Origin of the sequence: Paenibacillus baekrokdamisoli, assembly GCF_003945345.1 — a bacterium.
GTDB lineage: Bacteria > Bacillota > Bacilli > Paenibacillales > Paenibacillaceae > Paenibacillus_Z > Paenibacillus_Z baekrokdamisoli.
Map to the genome: position 1 here is coordinate 6,966,693 of NZ_AP019308.1, position 25,263 is coordinate 6,991,955.

Consider the following 25,263-nt stretch of genomic DNA (forward strand, 5'->3'; position numbering starts at 1 on the left):
ACTCGGTATACACCATGAAGGAGTTACATCACTATGTCATTTTGGAAGCATGTGATTTCGGTCTTTCACCGAAAGACACTCTCCGATCAGCGAAGAGGATTACTTACATCGATTATGGAAGGCATTCCTGCTACGATTATTGGCAACCTGCTGGGTGGACCCATCCTAACGATCTTTATCGTATACCTTGGGGGTAACTCTCAAGAGGTCGGCCTGGCATTGGCCATCCCAGCACTAGCCAACATGGTACAGCTCGTAGCCGCTTTTTACATGCAGCGATTTAATAACCGACGTCTACTGCTTACTTTGTTTAGTGTTATTCATCGGATATTATGGGTATCGACCGGATTAATTCCTTTATTTGTGTCAGAAGATCTGCGAGTTACGGTCTTTATAGGCATGTTTTTGCTATCATTTATATCAGCCTCTACCGGAGGCGTATTCTGGACATCTATTATTGCGGATATGGTGCCTGCTCAAGTACGCGGGAGATATTTTGGCATACGCAATACGATTCATTGGGCGGTTGCGAGCATTTCCCTCCTGGTTGGCGGTCAAATCCTTGAACACTTTACGGAGCAGACCGGCTTCATCATTTTGTATGGAGTCAGTGCAGTATGTACAGTCTGGAATGCGCTTGAGCTAAGACGGTATCCGAATCCGCCATTCGAGCGATCGAAGGAATCAAGCTCGGCGGCACTTTTCTTCAAACCGATGAAAGATCTTAGTTATATGAAAGCAACCGTGTTCATTTCTATTTTTATTTTATTGCAAAATATCGCGGTTCCGCTATTTTCATACGTTATGCTGGAGACACTTCATATCAGCAAGTGGTGGATTACAGTCATTACAACCGTGCAGATGGTGGTTATGATGTTTAGCTATTATTATTGGGGCACGATGAATACACGTTTCGCGACAAGAACACTGCTGCTCTGGACGCTGCCGGTCATTGCGCTATCCTGCCTCCTGTGGGCAGGGATCGAGATTCTGCCGGTGATGCTGGTATTGATTGCGGTTCATATTGCATTAGGATTTGGGACGGGTGGGTATAATCTACTTATCTTCAATTTCATTATCGGGGATACGCCCAAAGCTGATCGTCCTATGTATATAGCGGTGTTCTCAGCTTTAACAGGGGCGACTGGCTTCATTGGGCCTTTGATTGGCGGAATGATCTACAAGCGAATTGAAGACAGCCCCCTATGGCTGCAGAGCTATGGGGTATCGTTCATCATTGGCGCTGCGCTGCTTGTATTATCCCTTACAATTGGACCACTAGTCCTTCGTGAAGAAGTGCAGCCGCGTTTGCAAAAGACTGGAGGTCTATAGGCGATGGTTGTTGGAATTAGCAGCGAGAAAAAGGATAGAGCAGGCGATGATGCTTCTCGTACACCGCCCGGTCAGAGACTGACGGCAGGGTTCCCTGTGCTTCATCATGGAGATATCCCTGACTATAGGGACTTAAGTAAATGGAATCTGAAGCTGTTTGGCCTGGTCGAGGAAGAAACAGAGATTTCGTATAACGAGTTTATGAAATTGTCGATGAAGGAGTTCGGCAACGATATTCACTGTGTGACGACGTGGTCTAAGCTGGACAATGTCTGGGAAGGTGTTGCGGTCACGACGATCATGGAGAAGGTGAAGCTGAAGCCGGAAGCAAAATATGTCATGCTGCATGCTGAGCAAGGCTGGACAACCAATTTGCCGCTGGAGGATTTCTTAAGCGCAACTTCACTCCTCGCGATTCGCCATAATGGAGAACTGCTCTCGCCGGAGCATGGTTATCCCGTGCGGATGGTCGTCCCACATCTGTACTTCTGGAAAAGCGCCAAGTGGCTGCGCGGCATCGAATTCATGGAGAAAGATAAGCCGGGCTTCTGGGAGCGGAACGGTTATCATATGTACGGAAATCCATGGAAAGAGGAAAGATATGATTTTGATTGAGCAATACACGATATCGACTAAACAGCTGTCATCTCAATAAAAGATGACAGCTGTTTTTTTGCTTTTCTGCCGAATCAGCCGGCATGGAAACAGAAGGGCTGTGCGTCTGATTTTACATGCAAAATTGGCTCTACACCAAACTAGTGGTTGACGACGAAGGTAATCAGATGCTGAGAGTGAGCGGACAGGAGAGCTCTTATTTCAGTCCAATCGCTGTATGTAGGTGGTTTAAAGGACAGAAAAGACGCTATTCTCCAGCAAATTGTCTGAAATCAGCTGCATTTTAGTTGATAGCGGATCCTGTGTCCGCTGAACTTGTTTTGAGTCGTGTTTCGATCTGAATAGCGGTTCCACAGTCCGCTCAGCAAGATTAACGGGAAAAATGAACCGCTCAGCCCAAAATCGAGAGAATGAAATGGTGGTTTTCCTTCTAAAATATTAGGTTCGATATCTTCTACACGACCTCTATTTAACCAGCATTATAGATTAGAGTGGATGGCTGTATCTTCTACCATAATCAGTGCTTACCAACACGAAACAAAAGCGAAGCGGACGGAATCGTTCTGAAGAAGCGATAGCGTTCGCCTTTGTCTCCTTATTTCTACCCCTAAGGGATAGAATCAAGAAATAGGGAGACAACAGCGATCGTAAGAATGATCCGTCTGCACAACGGGCTTCTACGAACAATACTTCAAACTTATCGAGCACTTATTTTAGTGTTGAGCGGATAAAACTGTCGTCTAATTTCAAAATAGATTGTGAAGGTTTTCACAAATTATTCATGTTAACTGTGAGTTTTATCATAGTTAGTAGTTCTGATTAAGTTTAATCTAAATGTATAACAAACCACATAAACATTTAGAAATTATGGAGTAAATAAGGAGTTGATGGAGCATGGCGACGAAGGAAGCAAAGGTGACCGTACAAATCTCGGCACAAGAAGAGGTCAATCAACTGGTGGCTAGAGCCAAGCAGGCGCAACTGGAATTTCTTATGTTGAATCAAGAACAAGTAGATCACATTGTTCAGCAAATGGCACTGGCTGGTATTGATCGACACATGGCACTTGCAAAAATTGCGGTAGAAGAAACCGGACGCGGTGTTTACGAAGATAAAATAACCAAGAATCTGTTCGCCACGGAATACATCTACCACAGCATTAAAAACAACAAAACGGTAGGTGTCATTGAAGAGAATTCTTATGAAAACTATAAAATGGTAGCTGAACCGGTTGGTATTATTGCTGGGGTTACGCCGGTCACGAATCCGACTTCAACAACGATGTTTAAGTCGTTAATCGCGACAAAAACTCGCAACCCTATCATCTTCGCCTTCCATCCATCTGCCCAACAATCAAGCGCAATGGCAGCTTCTACCTTGCTTGAAGCGGCTGTTAAAGCGGGGGCGCCTGAGCACGCTATTCAATGGGTAAAGCATCCATCCGTTGAAGCGACCCAACTGCTAATGAATCATCCAGACGTAGCGTTGGTACTCGCCACAGGAGGTTCTTCGATGGTGAAGGCAGCATACAGTACAGGGAAACCGGCTCTAGGTGTAGGACCTGGTAATGTTCCTTGTTTCATTGAGAAAACAGCAGATTTGAAGCAGGCTGTTAATGATTTGATTTTATCCAAGACATTCGACAATGGGATGATTTGCGCTTCTGAGCAAGCCGTCATTATTGAAGAAGCCGTCTATGCGGATACAAGAAAGCTGATGGCGAATCAAGGCTGTTATTTCTTGAATAAAGAAGAAACCGAAGCGGTCTCCAAGCTGGTGATCAATGCCGATAAATGTGCGGTGAATGCCGTTATCGTCGGTCAATCTGCAAGCAAAATCGCTGAGATGGCCGGTATCAAAGTACCAGCTGATACTAAAATTCTGGTCGCGGAGTTAGTTGGAGTCGGCGAAGCCTTCCCTTTGTCAGCCGAAAAATTAAGCCCAGTTCTTGCTTGCTACAAAGTGAAAAATGCTGAACAAGGCATTGAACGTGCTGTAGAAGTTGTCAAATTTGGCGGCATGGGTCACTCGTCAGTCATCCATTCACAAAATGCAGAGGTTATTCAGGCCTTCTCCAATAAGCTGCAAACGGGACGGATTATTGTCAATTCGCCTTCCACACACGGCGCGATCGGCGACATTTACAACACAAATCTGCCTTCGTTGACACTGGGCTGCGGCTCTTATGGGCATAATTCCACGACCTCCAACGTGAGCGCGGTCAACTTGATCAACATCAAGCGGGTAGCTTACCGGACCGTCAATATGCAGTGGTTCAAAATACCGCCGAAAATTTACTTTGAAAAGGGCTCCACGCAGTATTTGGAGAAAATGCCTGACATTACGCGAGTAATGATCGTGACGGATCCTATGATGGTGAAGCTCGGCTACGTGGAACGAGTGGAATATTATCTTCGCAAACGTCAGCTTCCCGTCTATATCGAAGTATTCTCCGATGTGGAGCCAGATCCTTCGGTTGAAACGGTAGAACGCGGCAGGGCAGCGATGGCCAGCTTTCAGCCGGACTGCATTATTGCACTAGGTGGCGGCTCGCCGATGGACGCGGCCAAAGCGATGTGGCTGTTCTATGAATATCCGGATACCAGCTTTGATGCGCTTAAGCAGAAATTCATGGATATTCGCAAACGGGTTTACAAATATCCGCGTCTGGGACGCAAAGCCAAATTTGTTGCCATTCCAACGACTTCAGGCACAGGCTCGGAAGTAACTTCTTTCGCCGTAATTACAGATAAGGAAAAGGGCAATACCAAGTATCCGCTTGCTGATTATGAGCTGACACCTGATGTAGCCATCATCGATCCCGATTATGTGTACAGTCTGCCGAAAACAGCAGTCGCCGACACGGGCATGGATGTCCTAACCCATGCGATTGAAGCTTATGTCTCTGTCATGGCGAATGATTACTCCGATGGCTTGGCGATGAAGGCGATTCAGTTAGTATTCCAAAACCTGGAGAAATCCTTTGCAACGGGAGATCCAGTTGCGCGTGAGAAGATGCATAATGCTTCAACGATCGCTGGAATGGCTTTTGCCAATGCCTTCCTTGGTATTAACCATAGCTTGGCTCATAAATGGGGCGGGGAATACCATACGGCGCATGGACGCACCAATGCGATTCTGATGCCGCATGTAATCCGGTACAATGCTCAGAAGCCGACGAAGTTTACTTCGTTCCCTAAATACGACCACTTTATCGCGGATCAACGATATGCCGAGATTGCACGTATGTTAGGGCTTCCTGCCAAAACAACGGAAGAAGGCGTGAACAGCCTTATCGAGGCGATTCGCAAAATGAACAAAACACTTGGCATACCGGAGAAATTTCAGGACCTTGGTTTCAATGCTGAACAATTCGAAGCACGGGTAGATTACTTGGCGGACCGGGCATTTGAAGATCAATGCACAACTGCAAACCCGAGGATGCCATTAGTTACAGAATTGGCGGACGTTTACCGGAACGCTTTTTACGGAAGGTTTGAGTAAGTCCATCCAGGAGGTGCCATGATGGCGATACAAGAAGCAGATTTAAAAAGAGGAAGCTGGAGAGGTTTTATTCACGGGCAGTGGGCCAAGAACATCGACGTTAAGGATTTTATCGATAAAAATGTAACTGTGTATACAGACGATCATTCTTTCCTAGCAGGTCCCACAGAAGCAACGTCAGAGCTGTGGCGCATGATAAGCGTTCTTACCGGTAAAGAGAGGGAAAATGGCGGGGTATTGGACATCGATCTCCATACCGTGTCCACTATTACCTCGCACGCTCCAGGCTATATTGCGAAGGAGAAGGAGAAAATCGTTGGGTTGCAAACGGATGCGCCGCTGAAGCGTTCTGTTCAGCCCTTCGGGGGGATTCGCATGGTTATCGATGCTTGCGAGGCTTACGGCTATAAGCTTCCGCAGGAGATCGTTCAGCTATTCACGGAGATCCGCAAAACGCATAACCAAGGCGTGTTCGACGCCTATACTACGGAGATGAAGACAGCGCGTAAAGCCGCAATCATTACGGGGCTGCCCGACGCATACGGACGAGGTCGCATTATCGGCGACTACAGACGTGTTGCGCTTTATGGCGTAAATCGCCTGATCGAAGAGAAGAAGGTCGATCTCCTTCAGTTAGAGGTCGATTCGATCACAGAAAATATCATTCAGCTGCGTGAAGAGATATCCGAGCAAATTCGCAGCTTGAGCGAGCTGAAGCAGATGGCCAAGACCTATGGTTATGATATTTCAGAGCCTGCCACGAATGCGACTGAAGCTGTTCAATGGTTGTACTTTGCCTATTTAGCCGCGATTAAGGAGCAGAACGGGGCTGCGATGAGTCTTGGGCGTGTATCAAGCTTTCTTGATATTTATATCGAACGGGATATGCAAGAGGGAACGCTATCGGAAGAAGCGGCTCAGGAGCTGGTTGACCATTTTGTTATGAAGCTGCGTATCGTTAAATTCTTGCGTACGCCTGACTACAACGAGCTCTTCAGCGGAGATCCCACTTGGGTGACTGAATCAATAGGCGGTATGGGGCTGGATGGTCGGGCGCGTGTGACGAAAAACTCGTTCCGCTTCCTGCATACCTTATACAATCTGGGGCCTGCCCCTGAGCCGAACCTGACCGTGCTTTGGTCCACGCAGCTGCCGGATGGCTTTAAAGCATACTGCGCCAAGGTGTCAGCGGAGACCAGCTCGATCCAGTATGAGAATGACGATCTGATGAAGCCTTACTTCGGCGATGATTACGGCATCGCATGCTGTGTATCCGCGATGCGGATTGGCAAACAGATGCAGTACTTTGGCGCCCGCGCCAATCTGGCCAAAGCACTGCTCTATGCGATCAACGGTGGTGTGGATGAGAAACTGGGCATACAGGTTGGACCGGACCTGGCTCCTTTGACTTCTGAGGTTCTCGTTTATGAAGAAGTCGTGGAGAAATTCGACACCGTGATGGAATGGCTGGCAAAGCTGTATGTCAATACGCTTAACGTCATTCACTATATGCACGATAAATACAGCTATGAACGGCTGGAAATGGCGCTTCACGACCGTGAAATCGTTCGAACGATGGCTACGGGAATAGCCGGTCTGTCCGTCGTCGCCGACTCGTTAAGTGCGATCAAGTATGCGAAGGTCCGTCCGATCCGCAATGAGCAAGGGATCGCGGTTGATTTTGAAATCGAGGGAGAATACCCGCAATACGGCAACAATGATGAGCGCGTTGATGCGATCGCTGTTCAATTGACGGAAACGTTTATGAATAAGATTCGGAAGCATCAAACGTATCGCGGCGCAGTGCCAACGATGTCTGTACTGACGATTACTTCCAATGTCGTGTATGGCAAAAAGACAGGCAGTACGCCTGATGGCCGCAAAGCCGGCGAGCCCTTTGCACCGGGAGCCAATCCGATGCACGGTCGCGACCGGAAAGGGGCATTGGCATCGCTTGCTTCTGTAGCGAAGATCCCTTATGAGCATTGCCAGGACGGCATATCCAATACGTTCTCCATCGTACCGAAGGCTCTTGGCCGTGAAGAGCAGACGCGATTCTCGAATCTGGTTTCTCTGCTGGACGGTTATATGGCGAATAAAGGCCATCATTTGAATATTAATGTGTTTGAACGTGCCCAGCTTCTGGATGCGATGGAGCACCCGGAGCAATACCCGCAGCTGACCATTCGCGTATCCGGCTATGCGGTAAACTTTATTAAGCTGACGCGTGAACAGCAGCTTGATGTGATCCATCGTACGTTCCACGGTACGATGTAGAATAGAAAGGGGTGCAGACAGATGAAAGGACGCATACATTCTTTCGACACCTTCGGCACCGTTGACGGTCCTGGCATCCGTTTTGTGCTTTTCATGCAAGGTTGTGCGCTGCAGTGCCAGTACTGCCATAATCCGGATTCATGGGAGATGAATACCGGCAGGCAAATGGACGTAGAGGAAATACTGAACGAGATTGAGCCGTACCTGGAGTATTATCGTCGCTCAGGCGGGGGTATTACAGTCACAGGCGGGGAGCCGACCTTACAGGCTCCTTTCCTGGCTCGCTTGTTTGCCGAGTGCAAACGACGCTGGGGACTGCATACCACACTTGATACAAATGGGTTCTGTGAGCCAAGCCATGCGCAGGAGCTTTTACAAGTAACCGATCTGGTGCTGCTGGATCTGAAGCAGATTAATCCGAATAAGCACATCATGCTCACGGCACAGCCGAACGATCGGATTAAGCGCTTTGCTTATTATTTGAATGAGATCGATAAGCCCGTATGGATTCGTCATGTCTTAGTTCCAGGATGGACTGACGCTTACAAGGATTTATTAGAACTAGGCATGTTCATTGGAGCATTGGATAATGTAGAAAAGCTTGAATTGCTGCCTTACCACCGCATGGGTGTCTATAAATGGCACCAAATGGGTAAGGTTTATCCACTTGAAAACTGCCCCACTCCAACTGATCAAGAGGTAGTAAGAGCTCGCAGCATAATTGAGCTTGGTCTCCAAAGTGCTGAACCTGACGGTGCTGGATTTTGGGATTAAATGAATGAACAAATCATTCCACTATGGCATTCTTGCTTTGGTGGATTTTTTTGCAAAATTAGAGATTTCATAAAAGGAGCTGTAGTTCCATGCAATTTCATTTCTTGCATCCAGCAGATCAAATTATTCTAATCATGGAGCGAATCTATGGTTATGGCATGACTACAACATCAGGGGGCAATCTCTCCATTCTTGATGATAAGGGCGACATTTGGATTACACCAGCAGGTGTGGATAAAGGGTCCTTGAAGAGAGAGGATATCATATGTGTTCAGGCTGATGGTACCATCGTAGGGCATCATAAGCCATCAAGCGAGTTTCCCTTTCATCAGCTGCTATATCGAACACGTCCTGATTTAAGAGCAGTTGTGCATGCACATCCTCCTGCGCTTGTTTCCTTCAGTATTGTCAGAAAGATACCTCATACACATCTATTACCAAATGAGTATGATATTTGTGGCGAGGTTGGAATGGCTGCTTATGCGCTTCCGGGGAGTTATGAGCTTGGTGAACAAATAGCAGCGGTTCTGGCTAAAGGTATCAATACCGTGATGCTTGAGAATCATGGTGTTGTTGTTGGGGGTACCGATTTGTTTGAAGCCTTTAAAGTGTTCGAAACGTTGGAATATTGTGCAAGACTAGAGATCGAGGCGAACCGGATTGGAAGGCCGACGCTTTTATCTGAAGGAAGCTTGGATCTAGTGAGGGCTCAACAAGATATTCACATGCCTACGTTTGTTCCGAAAGCCTTTTCCACCCAAGAAAGAGCCCTGCGCAGAGATATGTGTAAATTCATTAAACGCTCCTACGACCAACGGCTATTTACAAGTACACAAGGAACATTTTCGCAAAGGTTGGATGGAGATGCGTTCCTAATTACGCCTTATGGCGTGGATCGTAAGTACTTGGAAGTAGAGGATTTGGTGAGAATCGAGGGTGGCGAAGTGCAGGAAGGAATGATACCCAGCCGCTCTGTATCTCTTCATCAGTCTATATATGAGATGCACCCCCACGTGAATTCGATAATAATTGCGCATCCTCCTCATATTATGGCTTTTGCAGTCAAGGATTGCCTATTTGATTCTAGAACAATTCCTGAAAGCTATATCTTATTGCGCAACATACCAAAGCTGCCTTTTGCCTCTGTATATGAGAATCTTAAAGAAACAGCCGCAGTTTTTGTTGAGAATACCCCGATTGTAATTGTAGAAAATAACTGCGTCATTGTTACAGGACAAAATCTATTAACTGCGTTCGATCGGTTGGAGGTTGCTGAATACAGTGCTAAGTCCGTTATTTCATCGTTCAGCATCGGCGAGATCGTGCATATCAATGATAAAAGTATTAAGGATATTGATAGTGCTTTTCATCTTTCCTAACTTAATCATTCAACAAAGAGCAAATCGTGCCGGAATCGATCCGACACGATTTGTTCTTTTCTATTTCTTATAACAAATAGCTCCCAGCCAGCCTCGAGTTCAAGATGCTAGATTCGGTATTTTTTAACGATCCATCGCTCCCAGTAATTCAGGTCTGGCTCAATCAGGGGCCGGCTATAGCGGCGGACGATTTCTTGCGATAATAGACAGGTAAGTGCTGTGGCCAATAATAAAACTAGTGCCACCTGTATCGAATTGTGTACATAGGTGAAGAGCCCCATAGAAATCGCTGTTTTGGTAATCAATGCGTGAAGTAAGAAGACATATACCGTATATTTTCCCCAATCTGTTACAAAAGACTTTTGGCGCGGTACAATGTATAAGAAGCAGAGCGAAGCGAGTATTTCCAACAGATAGATGCTTAAGCGATATATACCAGTATACCAATGAAAAAAGCCCATCTCTTTGAACGTAAAGCTGCTGTAAAGCCATTTTGGATCTACTGAGAATAAGTTGAAAAGGATAACAATACCAGCCATGCAGCAAGCAAATAGCCACCTATTCCTATGAATCATAATAGTTCGTACATGATCCAAACGAATGTAATATCCAGCTAAGAAGAAGGGAAAGAACACGATCGTTCGGGAAAAGCTGAGAATCGTTCCAGTGAATGGCGTGTAGCCAATGAGAACCCCTAGTATTATGGAGATTACGAGGGGGTGCTTCATTTTCGTAAAGAGGGGAAGAAGCATCCGCCAACAGAAGTGACTGAACAAAAACCATAATAACGAATAGGGAATAAAGAACGAATAATGAACACCAGGTGCATGAAACACTAATAAATCCAGCAGCGAGTATAAGCTCTGAAAGATGAGATAATGGTAAAAGATCTTCTGTAAACTCTCGATCCCGGGAATATCAAGGCGAAAACTTTTGGAGAAATAGCCTGTCACTAACACAAACATTGGAATGTGGAAGGTGTAAATACCTAGATATATAGAATACAAAGCTTTACTTTGATGCATTAAGGGTTCGATACAATTGGCGATGACAACGATTAAAATTAGCAGAAACTTGGCGTTTAACATAAACGTATCCGTAGCTTCATTCTCTATTCTATCCACACTACGACCTCCATTCAGGAATGGAATGGTTTTATTCTAATTGTATACGGAATGAAAAGTTATCGTAGTGATGAAAGTCACTTAAGGTTATACCTAACATAAAATCTTCTTGTTTATTAATCAGCTCATAAAGTATAATTTTTCCATAATTATTAAAAATAGCTGCCTAAGAAAGGGGTAGACGATGAATATTGATGAGCTTGCAGTATCAATGTCTCTCAATAGTGGTAATCGTTCAGAACGAGAAGCAGCTCACCTTTTCTATCAACGGATTGGCTTTACTCCAAAAAGCACTGGCTTATCACATCCAATCAACATGTGAATTCGTTTCATTCCCGCTACAGTTTGTTTTCGTATATTCTATGACTAAATATTTGAGACTTTGGAGGAAAATGAATTGAAAAGAACCGTATTGTTCCTTGCTTTTCTATTAGCTTTGCTATGTGTTGTTGGAACAGGATGTTCATCTAACAACTCGGATGAACGTTGGGATTATAGAGATGGTTTTGTTGTCGCGAAAGAGGGCGACAAAATACTTGTAGTGCGGGATAAGGTCGCCGATTCCAAAGCTCCTCTTAGCGAAATATTAGAGAACGCTAAACCAAATGCAATGTGGATTTCAGTTGATAAAGCTGATTACGATGCAGTTACAGTAGACGACCGTGTAAGCATTAATTTTCCGAACGGCGGAGTAATAAATCAATCATATCCAGCCCAGACGACGGCAGATGTGGACAAAAAATAATATCGCTAATTGACAACGGAATAACCGCTTATGAGCGGTTTTTCTTTTTGTGACTAGAAATAGGCCTTTCTGTTTTTCTGGTCTTCGAGGAGCCGCAACTAATGGGCTGTATGAAGAAAAACATGAAAATGGCAGAATATATCAAACCTTTATTTTGTGAAAGCAGATATGTTTTTTTCGATCGGGTATCGATAGTAGAACAAACATCAATGAGCATGATGCCGTAGCAACCTGCCGTTTTGTTAAGCTAAACGTGAACAACAACATAATGCAACTCCCAAAGAGGCAACCGATATGATGAATTGGCTGCCTCTTCCACGCTAACTGGCAGAAGAGTTTAACGAGGTCGAGTGGAATTTATTAGAAACATTTCCATCGTCATTACGTCTAATGGGTGAAAGACTCATTATAAGGAGGTATTTTGTTGTCTGGAGTGAATTGATGTTGGGGCTATGAAGAGGCACTTACCATCAGAGAGGAATATAAATCAATGAAAAAGTGGTTATACGTAATCGGAATTAGCTGTGTGATTCTTTTATTGGCTGGTTCTATCTTTGCTTTTCAGCAGAAAGAAATCAAGGTGGTAAGAGTTTATGGTTATGGTTTGTCTCCGAACGGATACAGCATTTTGACAAGCCTAGGAGGAGCGAGTACAATACCCTGTACCTATGAGCAATACCACACGTTAAATGACGATTCCTATACAAATGTTTCGTATTCCGTTATTTACGAGCAGAATAGATGGTTCAAAAACAATCAGCACACTTTAAAATTACTTCGATTCGAAAGACCGTTTCCTAATGATCAAAACAAACAAGTACAAAGCTTTTATTATCGCCTGATAGATGAAACCCTTGAACAAGTAAACGACAATACTTCCGTTTTAACGAGATTGTATGAAAAGCGTGAAAACAATAACAATCTATTCGACGTAATTCCCCAGTCCGTAGTTATTTCCAGAGTAGGTAATGTCAAGCAAGCCAGGCAGTGGGTGCAGAAGCACCATCCGGAGTTTCTACAGCTAATGGATGAAACCGTAATTGATGACTCAGTGCTGGGCAGTTGGAAACGAGACGATTATCAGCAAGTTTACAGCACCGCTTCACCTGAAGGATTATCGCTGAATGATATCATTAGCATGCATCGTGATAATGTTACAGGACAATAGGCTGAGCTTACCTGGAACATGAGCCCAAAAATAAACATTACGCTCCCGGGGACTATAGTTCAATATCAGTAGGGCTGCTCTGGGACAATAACGGGTAACGATAGCTGAATTACAGCTGTATCGGCATCCGCTTTTATTTATGTCTAGCCGTTCTATTCACTGGCATGGGAGAATTGGTGTGTTGTAATATTGATATTACTACAGAAAATAAAAGGAGAAAGATATGTGCCGAAATATAAAGACATTATTTAACTTTGACCCACCGGCTACCGACGATGAGATCCTGGCGGCCTCACAGCAATTCGTGAGAAAACTCTCGGGCTTTAACAAGCCTTCACAGGCGAACGAGGAGGCGTTCCATCGTGCTATTGAAGAGGTGGCTACGGTGGCCCGGACTTTGTTGAATTCACTGGTAACCAACGCAGAGTCTCGTAATCGCGATGTGGAGATCGAACGTGCTCGCGCTAGAGCTGCGCAAAGGTTCGGAGTTGGCGAGGATTATGGTGATAGGTAAGATGTAGAGAACTAGTGGGACACTATAGCGAAGGAGCTTGCAAAACGGCAGCTCCTTTTCTTTGTTGAAGCAACAGGCAGAAGAGTTGGAAAACATGATTTTCTGGCTTTCCACCGGTTTACGGAATGAATTGGGATGCCTTTTGGGATTCGATAACGGGGTTAATTGAAATTTGAGGGCAGGTTTTCTGTTGTTTAGTGATTTTTTTCACTTAAGCTATTGAGAAACTCCTTTAAAATAAATGTAATGCATTATTTTTTAGGAGGAGAGGCACATGGGATTCATGAACCCAGAGCAGGTCTGGAGGCAAACCGTGGAAGCAGGTGAGAAGAAGGTTTATTTGCCTATTCTCAACCAGCTTGTATTGGGCTTTTTGGGCGGGGCGTATATCTCTATTGGATTTCTTTTATATATCAGGGTAAGTGCTGTTGTTCCAGCACCTTGGAGTGATTTTGGCAGTATCCTGGGTGCTGCATGTTTCCCTTTGGGCCTGATTTTAACGTTAATTGCCGGCGGAGAACTACTTACCGGGAATATGATGGCTGTTCCAGCAGCTTATTTCTCAGGAAGGATCGGGCTAAGACAATTAATGGGGAATTGGCTGGTGATTACGCTTGGGAATTTTGTTGGAGCTCTATTCATCGCTTATGCATTTGGTCACCTAGTTGGGCTGACTGAGCATGGTATTTACCTCGATAAACTGATGAAGGTTGTCCATGCTAAGATTGCAGAGCCCTTCTACGTAGCAATCCTATCGGGTATTGGATGCAATTGGTTAGTCGGGCTCGCTGTTTGGTTAGCATATGGTGCTGAAGAGGGTATAGCTAAACTAGTAGGAATATGGTTACCGACAATGGCCTTTGTGGCAATTGGATTTCAGCACGTAGTCGCCAATATGTTTGTTATTCCTGCCGCTATATTTGCTGGGCAAGCTACTTGGATGGACTATCTAAGCAATTTCATACCGGTGTATATAGGGAATGCACTCGGTGGAACGGTATTTGTAGCAGGCATGTATGCAATGGTTTATCGAAAATCCCAATCTAGCATGCAGGCGAAATCCCTGGAGTCTAAATCTGCCCCTTACGGTAAATAAAACGGTAAAAAAGGCTCAACACTAAAAGAGCTTGATAAATTCGATGCATTTTGCTAGAAGGGTGCTACGCAGACGGATCATTCTTACGATCGCTGTTGTCTCCCTATTTCTTGATTCTATCCCTTAGGGTAGAAATAAGGAGACAAAGGCGAACGCTATCGCTTCTTCAGAACGATTCCGTCCGCTTCGCTTTTGTTTCGTGATGGCTAGCACTGATTATTCTTTAGACCCGTAAAAAATACCCGGCTCTTTTATGAGTCGGGCCTTCATTGTGTGCGAATTATTTACATCCGAGAAGATGTCTTGGAGCTTTATAAGCCTTTGTGAGAAGCGACTTTATGAATGATAGCAATACGCTCCCTTGGAGTGATGGCTATTAAAGAACGATTGACTCCCCATCGGCAGGAACGAATATGTTGGCCGTGAGACCCTTCTCTTCAATAAAGCTTATCAATTCCTGTCTTGTCAACAAGCAGTGGTTAACCGCCTCCATATGGGATACGATAATTGTCGATTGTGGGGCTTCCGTGTATGTCCGATAGATGTCTTCTTTACCCATCGTAATGGGAGCGCCTTGCAGGAATTGCGCGGAGCCTCCGTTTACAATAATCACTTCGGGACGATGAAGACCAATGGCCTCCTCAACATCATCGCACCAGATGGTATCGCCTGAAATGTATAATGTCTTCTCATCCGGATGTTTAAAGACAATCCCCGAAACTTCCCCCATAAGTTGCCCAATTTCGCCTACGCCGTGTTTGCCGCTTGTTTGATTCAAAGAGACATCACCTATTCGAGAAATGCGATTTAAAACTTGTACGTTGTGGAATCCTTCTTTCCTAATCGCGTCGGCGTCTACATCAGATTGCGCTATCACGATCATATCTTTGGAAAGCGCCTCGATCGCAGCCGCATCGAAATGGTCCGGGTGCAAGTGAGTCACAATGACCGCATCGGCCTGGACGATTTCCTCGACAGGAATCGGCAAATCGACGGTCGGATTGTTGACTTGATTTGAAGTATTGGGAAAGGGTGGATAGACCCCCTTTGCCCCTAAAAATGGATCGATTAAAAAAGTCATGTTGCCATAGTTTAGAAGCATTGTCGCATTTCGTATTTGTCTGATCTTCACTGTGAATGCCTCCTTTTATAATCTTCTTTAATAGGATAATATTTATAAAGAAATTGGGACATATATATAATCACGAAAAACGGAAGAAATACTTGAATAATGAAAGAGGTTGTCATTCATGCTGGATCATACTGATAAACGAATTCTGGAAGAACTCAAAAAGAATGCCAGAATTTCGATGAAGGAACTGGGAGAAAACATTCACATGACTGGTCAGGCGACAGCCAACCGTGTTCTTAAATTAGAGGAAGACGGAGTGATTGAAGGCTATACGATTCATCAGAATTACATGAAAACGGGATACCCGGTCCATTCGTTTATTAATATTTATACGAAGAGCTTCGATCATAAACCATTCTTGTCGTTTATAGAAACGCAGCATCCGTATATTGTGAATAATTTCAAAATTAGCGGAGAGGGATGTTATCTTATGGAGTGCAGGTTTCCGTCCAACGAGGTACTCGACAGATTTTTAGGCGAATTAAACCATTATGTCAATTATAAATTGTCTCTAGTTATTAATAATTAATAAAAACAAAGCAGGAATTTGTACTTCTCCTGTCCAGTAACCGACCCAAGGACGTATAGAAGCGTATGTTCGGCGATCAACTTCCGAGACTGGTAGAGAATCCGTGTGAATAATGAGCTGAGGATCTCAGGGTAAGCTTTCAGCAAGATAGAAAATGAGCATACTACCGCTACAGAAACTGTAGGGGTGAAGACATGGCCGAATAGAACACGCGAACTAATCCGACAATGCTGTATGAGCCGCGGGATCACAATAGTTAAAGGTGCAGTAGAAAAAGACCATCATGTGATGAGTAGGAGCTCAGTCCAAGGTTTGAGCGTGCTTCAGAGGAGCATCGATTGATGCAACAGATTTTTCTTTTAAGGCTAAGCAAATGACGGTAATACCCCAAGATACGATCGAAATAAGTATCAAATTTACAACGTAGGTAGAAATGGAACTTCCACTATAAATGAGATGCAAATAGCCTTGGATGGCATTTGAAGCAGGGAGAAAATTATCGAATTGTCTATAAAAAGGGGTAAGCATCGTTGTAGGGATGATATTACCACCTGTCATTAATTGCAGCGGTACTAAAGCGATATTAAATAAAGGACCAAAATGTCCGAAGAGGGCAAAGCCCATTTGCGTCACGCACATGCAAGAAAGAAAGACAAGGATTTGAAATGTCCACATCGATATGAAAGAACTATGTACATTACTAAATAGCATAGCAACGCTTGTGATAATGAATGGGAAAACAATCGCAATAGCGATATATAGCATTTGTCTAGCAAAAAAAATCTGCCACTTGCTATACTCACGTTTCAGCATTAGTGAGGCAAGGTTAAATTGTATGTTCATAGTCATCATGGCAATATAGGCTATGAAACCAAGAAGCATGGGCAGCATAGACGTAGAAAAATCGTTTACAGGATTTGTTTTTACGATGTCAGTTTGTATAGGATCCTCTACAATTTGTTTTCCGATTTGATTCAGTTGTTTGGATATCTCTAATGCGGCTTTTTCCATCATAGCTTTTGCGATATCCGAATTACCCTCATTGATGTAGTAAGTCAGTTTCGCTTTCTGAATGGAGATAATCATGGCAATTTCACCTGCATTAATTTTGGCTTGAGCATCTTGGATTGATACTATCGGTTTAGTTTGAAAAGGGGCAAGCTGAGTAATTTGATTCGCAATAATAGCACCCTTGGAGCCATCTTCATTGACTACAGCGGCATGCAATTGATCAATTCGGTTCGTGGCGCCGCTATAACCCGTCATCCATACAATGATGAAAAACAAGGGGACAAATAATCCAAATACAAGACCAAACTTAGTCTGAGAAGTTTTTAGAAAAGATTGTAATGCTTTCATTATGATTTAACCTCCATGTTGCTCTATTCGATTCACTTGTACATCTTCAAAGTCGAACTGACAACAAGGACAATGGTTAAGTGGATGGAGAATGATCTGATAGCTTGGCAATATGATTTAATAGGTGCATGATATGAATTTATATCTACTTTAATGAGTAAGTTTCATAATTCCAAAGCCTTGCTGTGGCAGGTTTTTTTTAAGTGCGAAAAAAGGAGTGCCTCCCTAAATCTCGAAGTAGTAGTCGCTAAACAACACACCGAGATGAAAGGAAGAACCCCCTATGTTTATGATTTCAGGATACGAGAGATTAAACTCCTTGGATCCAATAAGAGATGTCCCTCATGACGATTTCTCTCCCTATGTCATCATGAGGATTATGGAGCATGCCGGAATAGCCTAGATAACTTTTACTTACCGTCTCAGGTACCAGATCAAACAACGCCCTCGTATTTTCCGGTGGAACAATCTGATCGTCCAGCCCCTGTACGATTAGAAGCGGAACATTAATTTTTTGCGGACTCTGGAGGATTGCCTCCACCGCTGTGAGTGTTCCCCTATGAAGACCGGCTGTTTTGATATGTTGCCTTAAAGGATCCCGTTTGAACTCGCGTATGACATGGATGTCTCTCGTTAGTTGTTCAAAATCCGGAGCCTCAGGATAGGCTGCTTCATTAGGGGTATCGGCTGGTATGTTCGACAGGTATTGACGAATGCGTTCAGGTATGATGGCTGGGCATATCAGCACCAGCCCCTGCAATTTAACGGATGAATGCATATGCATTGCATAGTCCAATGCGATAACACCGCCCAAGCTATGGCCCATAAGGAAAACAGGAACATTCGGCATATCAAGTGTTATTTCGTTCAAGAACATAAATGTGTCTTTACGAAATTGTTCAAACCCGTTTATAAAAGCGCGATCTCCCTCGGAACGACCATGCCCCCTGATATCGTAAGCACACACCTCGTAGCCTTCTTGAACTAACGGGTTAACGATATTCAGAATGCCTCCACTGTGAGAACCGACTCCATGAATGATGGCTATACACGCCTTTGGAGTGGTATCGGGAGACCAGGTTCTTCGAAATAAAACCTGGTCTTGGTAACCTTTGAAAAAAGCCTCCTTATGCTGCATATGACAACTCCCTTATTAACGAACGATTGACTCCCCATCGACAGGAACGAATATGTTGGCCGTGAGCCCCTTCTCTTCAATAAAGCTAGTCAATTCCTGTCTTGTCAAAAAGCAGTGATTAACCGCCTCCATATGGGATACGATAATTGTCGATTGCGGGGCTTCTGTGTATGTCCGATAGATGTCTTCTTTACCCATTGTAATGGGAGCGCCTTGCAGGAACTGCGCGGAACCTCCGTTTACAATAATCACTTCAGGACGATGAAGACCAATAGCCTCCTCAACATCATCGCACCAGATGGTATCGCCTGCGATGTATAATGTCTTCTCATCCGGATGTTTAAAGACAACCCCCGAAACTTCGCCCATAAGTTGCCCAATTTCCCCTTCACCGTGTTTGCCGCTTGTTTGATTCAAACTGACATCACCTATTTGAGAAATGCGATTTAAAGCTTGTACGTTGTGGAAACCTTTTTTTCTGATCTCGTCGGCGTCTACATCCGATTGCGCTATCACGATCATATCTTTGGAAAGCGCCTCGATCGCAGCTGCGTCGAAATGGTCCGGGTGCAAGTGAGTCACAATGACCGCATCGGCCTGGATGATTTCCTCGACAGGAATCGGCAAATCGACGGTCGGATTGTTGACTTGATTTGAAGTATTGGGAAAGGGTGGATAGACCCCCTTTGCCCCTAAAAATGGATCGATTAAAAAAGTCATGTTGCCATAGTTTAGAAGCATTGTTGCATTTCGTATTTGCCTGATCTTCATTGTGAATGCCTCCTTTTATTATCTTCTTTAATAGGATAATATTTATAAAGAAATTGGGACATATATTAAATCACGAAAAACGGAAGAAATACTTGAATAATGAAAGAGGTTGTTATTCATGCTGGATCATACTGATAAACGAATTCTGGAAGAACTCAAAAAGAATGCCAGAATTTCGATGAAGGAACTGGGAGAAAACATTCACATGACTGGTCAGGCGACGGCCAAGCGGGTGCTTAAATTAGAGGAAGACGGAGTGATTGAAGGCTATACGATTCATCAGAATCACATGAAAACGGGATACCCGGTCCATTCGTTTATTAATATTTATACGAAGAGCTTCGATCATAAACCATTCTTGTCGTTTATAGAAACGCAGCATCCGTATATTGTGAATAATTTCAAAATTAGCGGAGAGGGATGTTATCTTATGGAGTGCAGGTTTCCGTCCAACGAGGTACTCGACAGATTTTTAGGCGAATTAAACCATTATGTCAATTATAAATTGTCTCTAGTTATTAATAATTAATAAAATGGCTATCCAATAAGCTGTCAGGCCACTCCGGGTAACCCAGAAATCGATTCTGGGTTACCCGGTTTTTATTTGAAATATCAGACTATCCTTTTCTGGCTCTAACCCATAATCAGTGCTAGCCAACACGAAACAAAAGCGAAGCGGACGGAATCGTTCTGAAGAAGCGCTAGCGTTCGCCTTTGTCTCCTTATTTCTACCCCTAAGGGATAGAATCAAGAAATAGGGAGACAACAGTGACCCTTAAGAATGATCCGTCCGCGCAGCGGGCTTCTATGCACGAGGCTTCGAATATATCAAGCAGGATATGGTGTAAGAATGCACCCCGCCCATATGCTATAATTTACTTAACTTTACGTAAGCAACGGTGCGTGTGAAAACCCCAAAGGGAGAGCGATCATGAAATCTACTATAGACCAGCAGTCAGGTGTCTTTCCCTCTGTCTGTTCACTCGATTGTCCTGATCAATGCGGATTGCTTATTCATAAGGAATCCGGCAAGATCGTCAAAATAGAAGGAGATCCGAACCATCCAGTCACGCAAGGGGCTATCTGCAATAAAGTCCGTCACATGACGGAACGCATCTATGATGAAAAGCGACTTCGCTACCCTTTGAAGCGGGTTGGGAAGAAGGGCGATAACCAATTCGAGCGAATAACATGGGAAGAAGCGATTCAGACCATTACCTCCAATTGGAAATCGGTTATTGCCTCGGAAGGTGCCGAAGCGATTCTTCCTTATAGCTTTTACGGCAATATGGGTAGAATTGGAACCGAAGGTATGGGCAGGCGGTTGTTTAATCGGATGGGAGCAAGTCGGCTTATCTACTCCATTTGTGAAGCAGCGGGTACGGAAGGCTATGGCTATACGATGGGTGGAAGCTACGGTACGGATCCAGAAGATACCGTTCATGCCAAGTTATTTATTATGTGGGGTATTAATGCGGTAAGTACCAATATGCATCAGGTGACGATTGCTGAGAAGGCGCGTAAGAATGGAGCTAAGATCATTGTTATTGATGTCCATAACAATCGTACAGCACGCTGGGCGGACTGGTTCATTCCGATTCTGCCTGGTACCGACTCAGCGCTCGCGCTTGGGATGATGCATATTTTATTCGATGAAGGCTTGGTGGATGAGGCTTTTCTTCAGCAGTATACAACGGGTTATGAGAAACTCCGCGAGCATGTGAAGCAGTATTCACCGGAGGTCGTTTCATCTATTACGGGTGTCCCAGTTGAAGATATCTTGAAGCTTGCCCGCATGTATGGAGAGATAACGCCAGCCTTCATTCGGATTGGCAACGGTCCGCAGCATCATGATAACGGGGGAATGACTATCCGGACGATTGCATGTCTGCCGGCACTGACAGGTCAATGGCTTCAGCAAGGTGGCGGAGCGATTAAAGGAAATGGTGGTTATTTAAGCCTCAATAAGCGCGCGTTGGAGCGACCGGATCTGCTGAAGACCAGCACACGCAAAATCAACATGAATCTGCTCGGTCAGGCCTTACTTGAGCTTGATCCACCTATCCGCTCGCTGTATGTATATAATTCCAATCCCGCTGTCGTTGCTCCGCATGCAAACAAGGTGAGAGATGGGATGCAGCGAGAGGATCTATTTACGGTTGTTCATGATCTATTCCTTACTGAGACCGCTTCTTATGCTGATATTGTGCTGCCGGCTACGTCATCCTTTGAGAATATGGATCTCTACAGCTCTTACTGGCATCATTACTTGCAGATTCAAAAGCCCGTTATTGAGCCTTATGAGGAATGCAAATCCAATGTGGATGTGTTTCGATTATTGGCGCAGGCGATGGGATTCGATGAACAGCCATTCCTAGATACAGATGAGGATATGATTGGTCAGGCACTAGACAATCCGAATAATCCTCCTGTGCAAGAAATAACGGTCCAAGCCTTGATGGATCATGAATTTGTAAAAGCAAAGGTGAAGCCGCTATTCCCAGGGAAGCTGCGAACGCCAAGCGGTAAGATCGAGCTTTATTCTGAAGCGATGGAGCGTAAGGGTTATCCACCCCTGCCAACCTACACATCTCTCGTTGAAGATGAGTCACTGCCCTTCTTATTCGTGCCAACTGCTAATCATAACTTTTTGAACTCGACTTTTGGGAATAATGAGAAGCACGTGAAGCTGGAGAAAACACCGAAGCTGCATATGAATATTGCGGATGCTTCAAGACTTGGGATTGATAATGGTGATGCTGTGCGTGCATTTAATGAGCGAGGGAGCTGCGAGCTCACAGCGGCGGTAGGGGAAGATGTCCTGCCGGGTGTGGTGTTAAGTCAAGGGCTATGGTCCGATGCTGCCAAAGGCAAGGCGCTGGTCAATTCGCTTACCCCAGATCGCGTGGCGGATATGGGAGAGGGGGCGACCTTCTTCTCGGGTCGTGTACAGGTAGAGAAAGTAAACTCTTAACTCACGTCTGTTATCTTAAACGAATTGCCAAAGCTTGATTGGGTATATCACATTCTATGAGTTCTATCTATAATAGCCTATAAACCGGATTGAATAGTAGAATCACTCTTATATGGACAACTAAATTTGCAATGAAAAGAGGAATTCAAATGACCCATTTCATGGATTCAATTCAACAAGCAGCCTCCAGAATAGAGGGATTGGACCCCGACCTATTAGCTATCGGGCCAGTCCTGCTTGAGCACGGTGCCGTTCAACAGGTTGCACCATACTTGAAGGATCAAGATTATGGTCACGTCGCAATAGTAGCTGATGCTCGAACCTATGACATTGCCGGTCAGGCGTTGGAGTCGTCTATACAGGAGCTTGGAGTAGCAGTACAGGTGACAATTATCGATCCTGACCATCAAGGTGACGTCATCGCAGATGAAGCTTCGATCATTCAGCTCATCTTGGCGCTGAAGACTCACTCTTCAGAAGTTGTTGTGGCTGTTGGCACGGGAACGCTGCATGATATTGTACGCTTCTCTGCTTATACGTTAAATATCCCTTTTGTATCGGTACCAACGGCGCCATCTGTTGATGGATTTAATTCTAAGGGAGCGCCAATCATTCTAAGAGGCGAGAAAAAGACAATCACTGCGATCGGTCCAAATGCGATTTTTGCGGATTTAGATATTTTGACGAAGGCACCGGCTGCGCTTGTTGCGGCGGGCTTTGGCGATATGTTAGGTAAATACACTTCGCTGTTTGATTGGAAATTTGGACATCTTGCAGGTGGAGAGCCTTACTCTGAAGTGGTAGCTGAGATGACTAGAAATGCATTACAGCAATGTGTGGATCATAGTGATGAAATTGCCAAGCGCAGCTCGGAAGGGATACGACTGCTCATGGGTGCCTTGCTTGAATCAGGCTTTGCCATGCTGTTGTTTGGTCAATCTCATCCGGCGTCGGGCGCTGAGCATCATCTATCCCATTATTGGGAAATGGAATTTCTTCGTCTTGGAAGTAGACAAATTCTCCACGGAGCAAAGGTTGGTGTTGCCTGCGCGGAGATATCCAGATTGTATCATCAGCTCGCTGATGATTCTCTTGTTCCCGTTGCTCCCGCACTCTTGCAAGCGATTCGGGACGAAATCAGCTTGATTCCAGATGAGCAGACGATTCGTCAGCTCTTGAGGACCGTCGGTGGCGCAACGACTCCAGAGGAGCTTGGAGTGAAACCAGAGCTGTTAACGAGAAGCCTGAATGAAGCGCATCTCGTTCGGCCTAACCGTTATACGCTGTTGAGAGCCTATAACGAAGCGAAGTAGGGGATCTTTCTTTCGAGGGGCAGCGGAGCTTCTCTATTATCGGACAGAATAGCGCTCCGCAATGTTTGCAAGTCGCCTGACTCCACTCCTCAAATGCTCTTCATTAATGAAGGAATAGCTTAAACGGATCCAAGATCGCATCTCTCTGAGCGGATCACAAATTATACCCGGAATGAAAGAGATTGATTGCTCCATACATTCGTTTAGAAATCCTTCTACAGGGAGGGTTTCGGGAAGTTTGAGCCACAGGTTGAAGCCGCCTTTGGGACTGTCCCATGTCCATCCGGTAGTTTTCAATTCCTCCTCCACGATTTCTTTTCTTACTTGGAGAGCGATGCGCAGCTTCTTCAAGTGCTGCCTCATCCGTTCTGATTCGAAGTAGTGTAAGAAAAGCTTCTGGTTGACGAGAGGGGTTCCATTGTCAGCCAGCGATTTTGCGGTAAGGAGAGGTGTTATCACGGAAGGTCGTCCGATGACGACGCAAATGCGAAGTCCCGGCGCCACATATTTACTGAAGCTGCGGATATACACAACCCAACCATTTGTATCGTAAGTAAGCATGGGCTCAGGAGGCGGTTCATCAAAATACATCTCGTGAATGGCATCATCTTCTACTAGTAAACAGTGATACCGTTCAGCCAGTTCAACAAGCTGCTTGCGTTGAGCCTTGGGAACCGTGTACCCCGTCGGATTATGAAAGGTTGGATTCATGTAGAAAATCCGGGGTCGATGCTGTATCATCAGCATTTCAACTTTCTCCAGATCATAACCACCCAGTGTAATGTCGACTGGGATAATCCGTGCACCCTGCTGGCGGAAAATATCCAGCGCAGAACTATATGTCGGCCTTTCTACCAAAATGGGGTCCATCGGTCTGATGTATACCCGAGATATCAAGTCAATCGCCTGCTGGCCCCCGGTCGTAACCAACAGATCGCTTACTGACAGTTGAAGATTGTGTGACTCCTTCATATAGCGACAAAGGAATTCGCAAAGCTCCTCGTCTCCTTGTACATTGGAGTAAGTACCCATTAATTTTGGATAATCGTCGAAAACTTGCTTAACATATTCGGACAGGTAAAGATTAGGCAGCAAATTCGGATCGATCAGTGCTTGGGAGAATTGATAAACAACAGGTACCTGCTGAATTTCGGCTAAGGAGTTTTTCAAGAAGCCGGAAGAGGTGACGGGGTGACTCTCCGGATGTTCAGATATTACCTGCTGCGTATTTCCTGGACTTACGTAATAACCTGATTTCTCCTTTACATAAGCCTTCCCGTTTTGTTTTAACATCTGATAGGCCCGAAATACAGTTAGCCGGTGAATCCGGAGCTCTTGGGCGAGCATTCTAATCGAAGGGAGCTTGTCATGAGTTTGCCACTCTCCCAGCTCGATCCTAGTGACGATATAATCGTATGCTTGTCTAAAAAGAAGTTTAGTATCTTTCGTCGATGACTCCTCTTGCTTCACAGCTCGTCCTCCCCTATTCGTTAATTATAGTCAAAGCTCTACTAATCTG

At 44.8% G+C, this 25,263-nt stretch carries 21 protein-coding genes and 1 pseudogene; 16 read left to right on the forward strand and 6 right to left on the reverse strand.

Translation table 11 applies throughout. The features are described from left to right. Positions 1–33: 33 nt before the first annotated feature. The 6 genes from EKN16_RS30810 to EKN16_RS30835 all read left to right on the forward strand — a co-directional run bounded on the left by EKN16_RS30810 (position 34) and on the right by EKN16_RS30835 (position 9,881). Positions 34–1,332 carry an MFS transporter gene (locus EKN16_RS30810; protein WP_125665312.1) on the forward strand — a complete coding sequence of 433 codons (1,299 nt, stop codon included), beginning with the start codon at positions 34–36 and terminating at the stop codon, positions 1,330–1,332. A 3-nt stretch (positions 1,333–1,335) separates the two neighbouring features. Beyond that, positions 1,336–1,947 (forward strand): sulfite oxidase-like oxidoreductase, encoded by a 612-nt coding sequence (locus EKN16_RS30815; RefSeq protein ID WP_179955575.1) that lies wholly within the window; start codon positions 1,336–1,338, stop codon positions 1,945–1,947. Positions 1,948–2,841: 894 nt separating this feature from the next. Then, a complete protein-coding gene (adhE, locus tag EKN16_RS30820) occupies positions 2,842–5,451 on the forward strand; it encodes a bifunctional acetaldehyde-CoA/alcohol dehydrogenase (protein ID WP_125665314.1) in 2,610 nt (869 codons plus the stop codon). Between the two features lie 21 nt (positions 5,452–5,472). After that, positions 5,473–7,728 (forward strand): formate C-acetyltransferase, encoded by a 2,256-nt coding sequence (gene pflB, locus EKN16_RS30825; RefSeq protein ID WP_125666851.1) that lies wholly within the window; start codon positions 5,473–5,475, stop codon positions 7,726–7,728. Positions 7,729–7,749: 21 nt separating this feature from the next. Further along, on the forward strand, positions 7,750–8,502 hold the full coding sequence (gene pflA, locus EKN16_RS30830) for a pyruvate formate-lyase-activating protein (RefSeq protein WP_125665316.1): 753 nt from the start codon (positions 7,750–7,752) through the stop codon (positions 8,500–8,502). Positions 8,503–8,591: 89 nt separating this feature from the next. Then, the gene (locus EKN16_RS30835) at positions 8,592–9,881 is read left to right on the forward strand and encodes a class II aldolase/adducin family protein (RefSeq protein WP_125665318.1); all 1,290 of its coding nucleotides are present in this window, start codon (positions 8,592–8,594) and stop codon (positions 9,879–9,881) included. Positions 9,882–9,988: 107 nt separating this feature from the next. Here the strand turns inward: EKN16_RS30835 and EKN16_RS30840 are convergent, their stop codons facing one another. After that, entirely contained in the window at positions 9,989–11,005 is a 1,017-nt protein-coding gene (locus tag EKN16_RS30840) for an acyltransferase family protein (RefSeq protein ID WP_125665320.1), read from the reverse strand. Positions 11,006–11,189: 184 nt separating this feature from the next. Between EKN16_RS30840 and EKN16_RS32570 the strand changes: the two genes are divergently transcribed. The 6 genes and pseudogenes from EKN16_RS32570 (at position 11,190) to EKN16_RS30865 (ending at position 14,528) form a co-directional block, all read left to right on the forward strand. Further along, a complete protein-coding gene (locus EKN16_RS32570) occupies positions 11,190–11,327 on the forward strand; it encodes a hypothetical protein (protein WP_164523062.1) in 138 nt (45 codons plus the stop codon). Positions 11,328–11,402: 75 nt separating this feature from the next. Continuing rightward, positions 11,403–11,750 carry a DUF3221 domain-containing protein gene (locus tag EKN16_RS30845; RefSeq protein WP_164523063.1) on the forward strand — a complete coding sequence of 116 codons (348 nt, stop codon included), beginning with the start codon at positions 11,403–11,405 and terminating at the stop codon, positions 11,748–11,750. A 490-nt stretch (positions 11,751–12,240) separates the two neighbouring features. Next, a complete protein-coding gene (locus EKN16_RS30850) occupies positions 12,241–12,918 on the forward strand; it encodes a hypothetical protein (protein ID WP_125665324.1) in 678 nt (225 codons plus the stop codon). Between the two features lie 223 nt (positions 12,919–13,141). Continuing rightward, positions 13,142–13,432, forward strand: a complete 291-nt coding sequence (locus tag EKN16_RS30855) for a DUF2277 domain-containing protein (RefSeq protein ID WP_125665326.1) — start codon at positions 13,142–13,144, stop codon at positions 13,430–13,432. Between the two features lie 107 nt (positions 13,433–13,539). Continuing rightward, positions 13,540–13,608: pseudogene (locus tag EKN16_RS33865) on the forward strand (barstar family protein); the annotation flags it as partial. A gap of 98 nt (positions 13,609–13,706) precedes the next feature. Further along, a complete protein-coding gene (locus EKN16_RS30865) occupies positions 13,707–14,528 on the forward strand; it encodes a formate/nitrite transporter family protein (protein ID WP_125665328.1) in 822 nt (273 codons plus the stop codon). A gap of 376 nt (positions 14,529–14,904) precedes the next feature. Here the strand turns inward: EKN16_RS30865 and EKN16_RS30870 are convergent, their stop codons facing one another. Continuing rightward, entirely contained in the window at positions 14,905–15,660 is a 756-nt protein-coding gene (locus tag EKN16_RS30870; RefSeq protein WP_125665330.1) for an MBL fold metallo-hydrolase, read from the reverse strand. 118 nt (positions 15,661–15,778) lie between these two features. Here EKN16_RS30870 and EKN16_RS30875 point away from each other — a divergent pair, with 118 nt between their 5' ends. Then, complete coding sequence (locus EKN16_RS30875; protein WP_125665331.1) at positions 15,779–16,189, forward strand: Lrp/AsnC family transcriptional regulator; 411 nt, start codon at positions 15,779–15,781, stop codon at positions 16,187–16,189. Positions 16,190–16,489: 300 nt separating this feature from the next. Here EKN16_RS30875 and EKN16_RS30880 read toward each other — a convergent pair whose 3' ends face one another. The 3 genes from EKN16_RS30880 to EKN16_RS30890 all read right to left on the reverse strand — a co-directional run bounded on the left by EKN16_RS30880 (position 16,490) and on the right by EKN16_RS30890 (position 19,457). Then, positions 16,490–17,548 carry a YhgE/Pip domain-containing protein gene (locus EKN16_RS30880; RefSeq protein WP_125665333.1) on the reverse strand — a complete coding sequence of 353 codons (1,059 nt, stop codon included), beginning with the start codon at positions 17,546–17,548 and terminating at the stop codon, positions 16,490–16,492. A gap of 310 nt (positions 17,549–17,858) precedes the next feature. Beyond that, positions 17,859–18,686 (reverse strand): alpha/beta fold hydrolase, encoded by an 828-nt coding sequence (locus EKN16_RS30885; protein WP_125665335.1) that lies wholly within the window; start codon positions 18,684–18,686, stop codon positions 17,859–17,861. A 15-nt stretch (positions 18,687–18,701) separates the two neighbouring features. Further along, positions 18,702–19,457: an MBL fold metallo-hydrolase gene (locus EKN16_RS30890; RefSeq protein WP_125665337.1), complete on the reverse strand. Its 756-nt coding sequence runs from the start codon at positions 19,455–19,457 to the stop codon at positions 18,702–18,704. 118 nt (positions 19,458–19,575) lie between these two features. Here EKN16_RS30890 and EKN16_RS30895 point away from each other — a divergent pair, with 118 nt between their 5' ends. From EKN16_RS30895 to EKN16_RS30905, 3 genes are all read left to right on the forward strand, one after another. Then, positions 19,576–19,986, forward strand: a complete 411-nt coding sequence (locus EKN16_RS30895) for an Lrp/AsnC family transcriptional regulator (RefSeq protein WP_125665339.1) — start codon at positions 19,576–19,578, stop codon at positions 19,984–19,986. Between the two features lie 402 nt (positions 19,987–20,388). After that, positions 20,389–22,431, forward strand: a complete 2,043-nt coding sequence (locus tag EKN16_RS30900; protein ID WP_125665341.1) for a molybdopterin oxidoreductase family protein — start codon at positions 20,389–20,391, stop codon at positions 22,429–22,431. A gap of 131 nt (positions 22,432–22,562) precedes the next feature. Beyond that, positions 22,563–23,744: a sn-glycerol-1-phosphate dehydrogenase gene (locus EKN16_RS30905; RefSeq protein ID WP_232016113.1), complete on the forward strand. Its 1,182-nt coding sequence runs from the start codon at positions 22,563–22,565 to the stop codon at positions 23,742–23,744. A gap of 36 nt (positions 23,745–23,780) precedes the next feature. Here the strand turns inward: EKN16_RS30905 and EKN16_RS30910 are convergent, their stop codons facing one another. Then, positions 23,781–25,214 (reverse strand): aminotransferase-like domain-containing protein, encoded by a 1,434-nt coding sequence (locus EKN16_RS30910; protein ID WP_125665344.1) that lies wholly within the window; start codon positions 25,212–25,214, stop codon positions 23,781–23,783. Between the last annotated feature and the right edge of the window lie 49 nt (positions 25,215–25,263).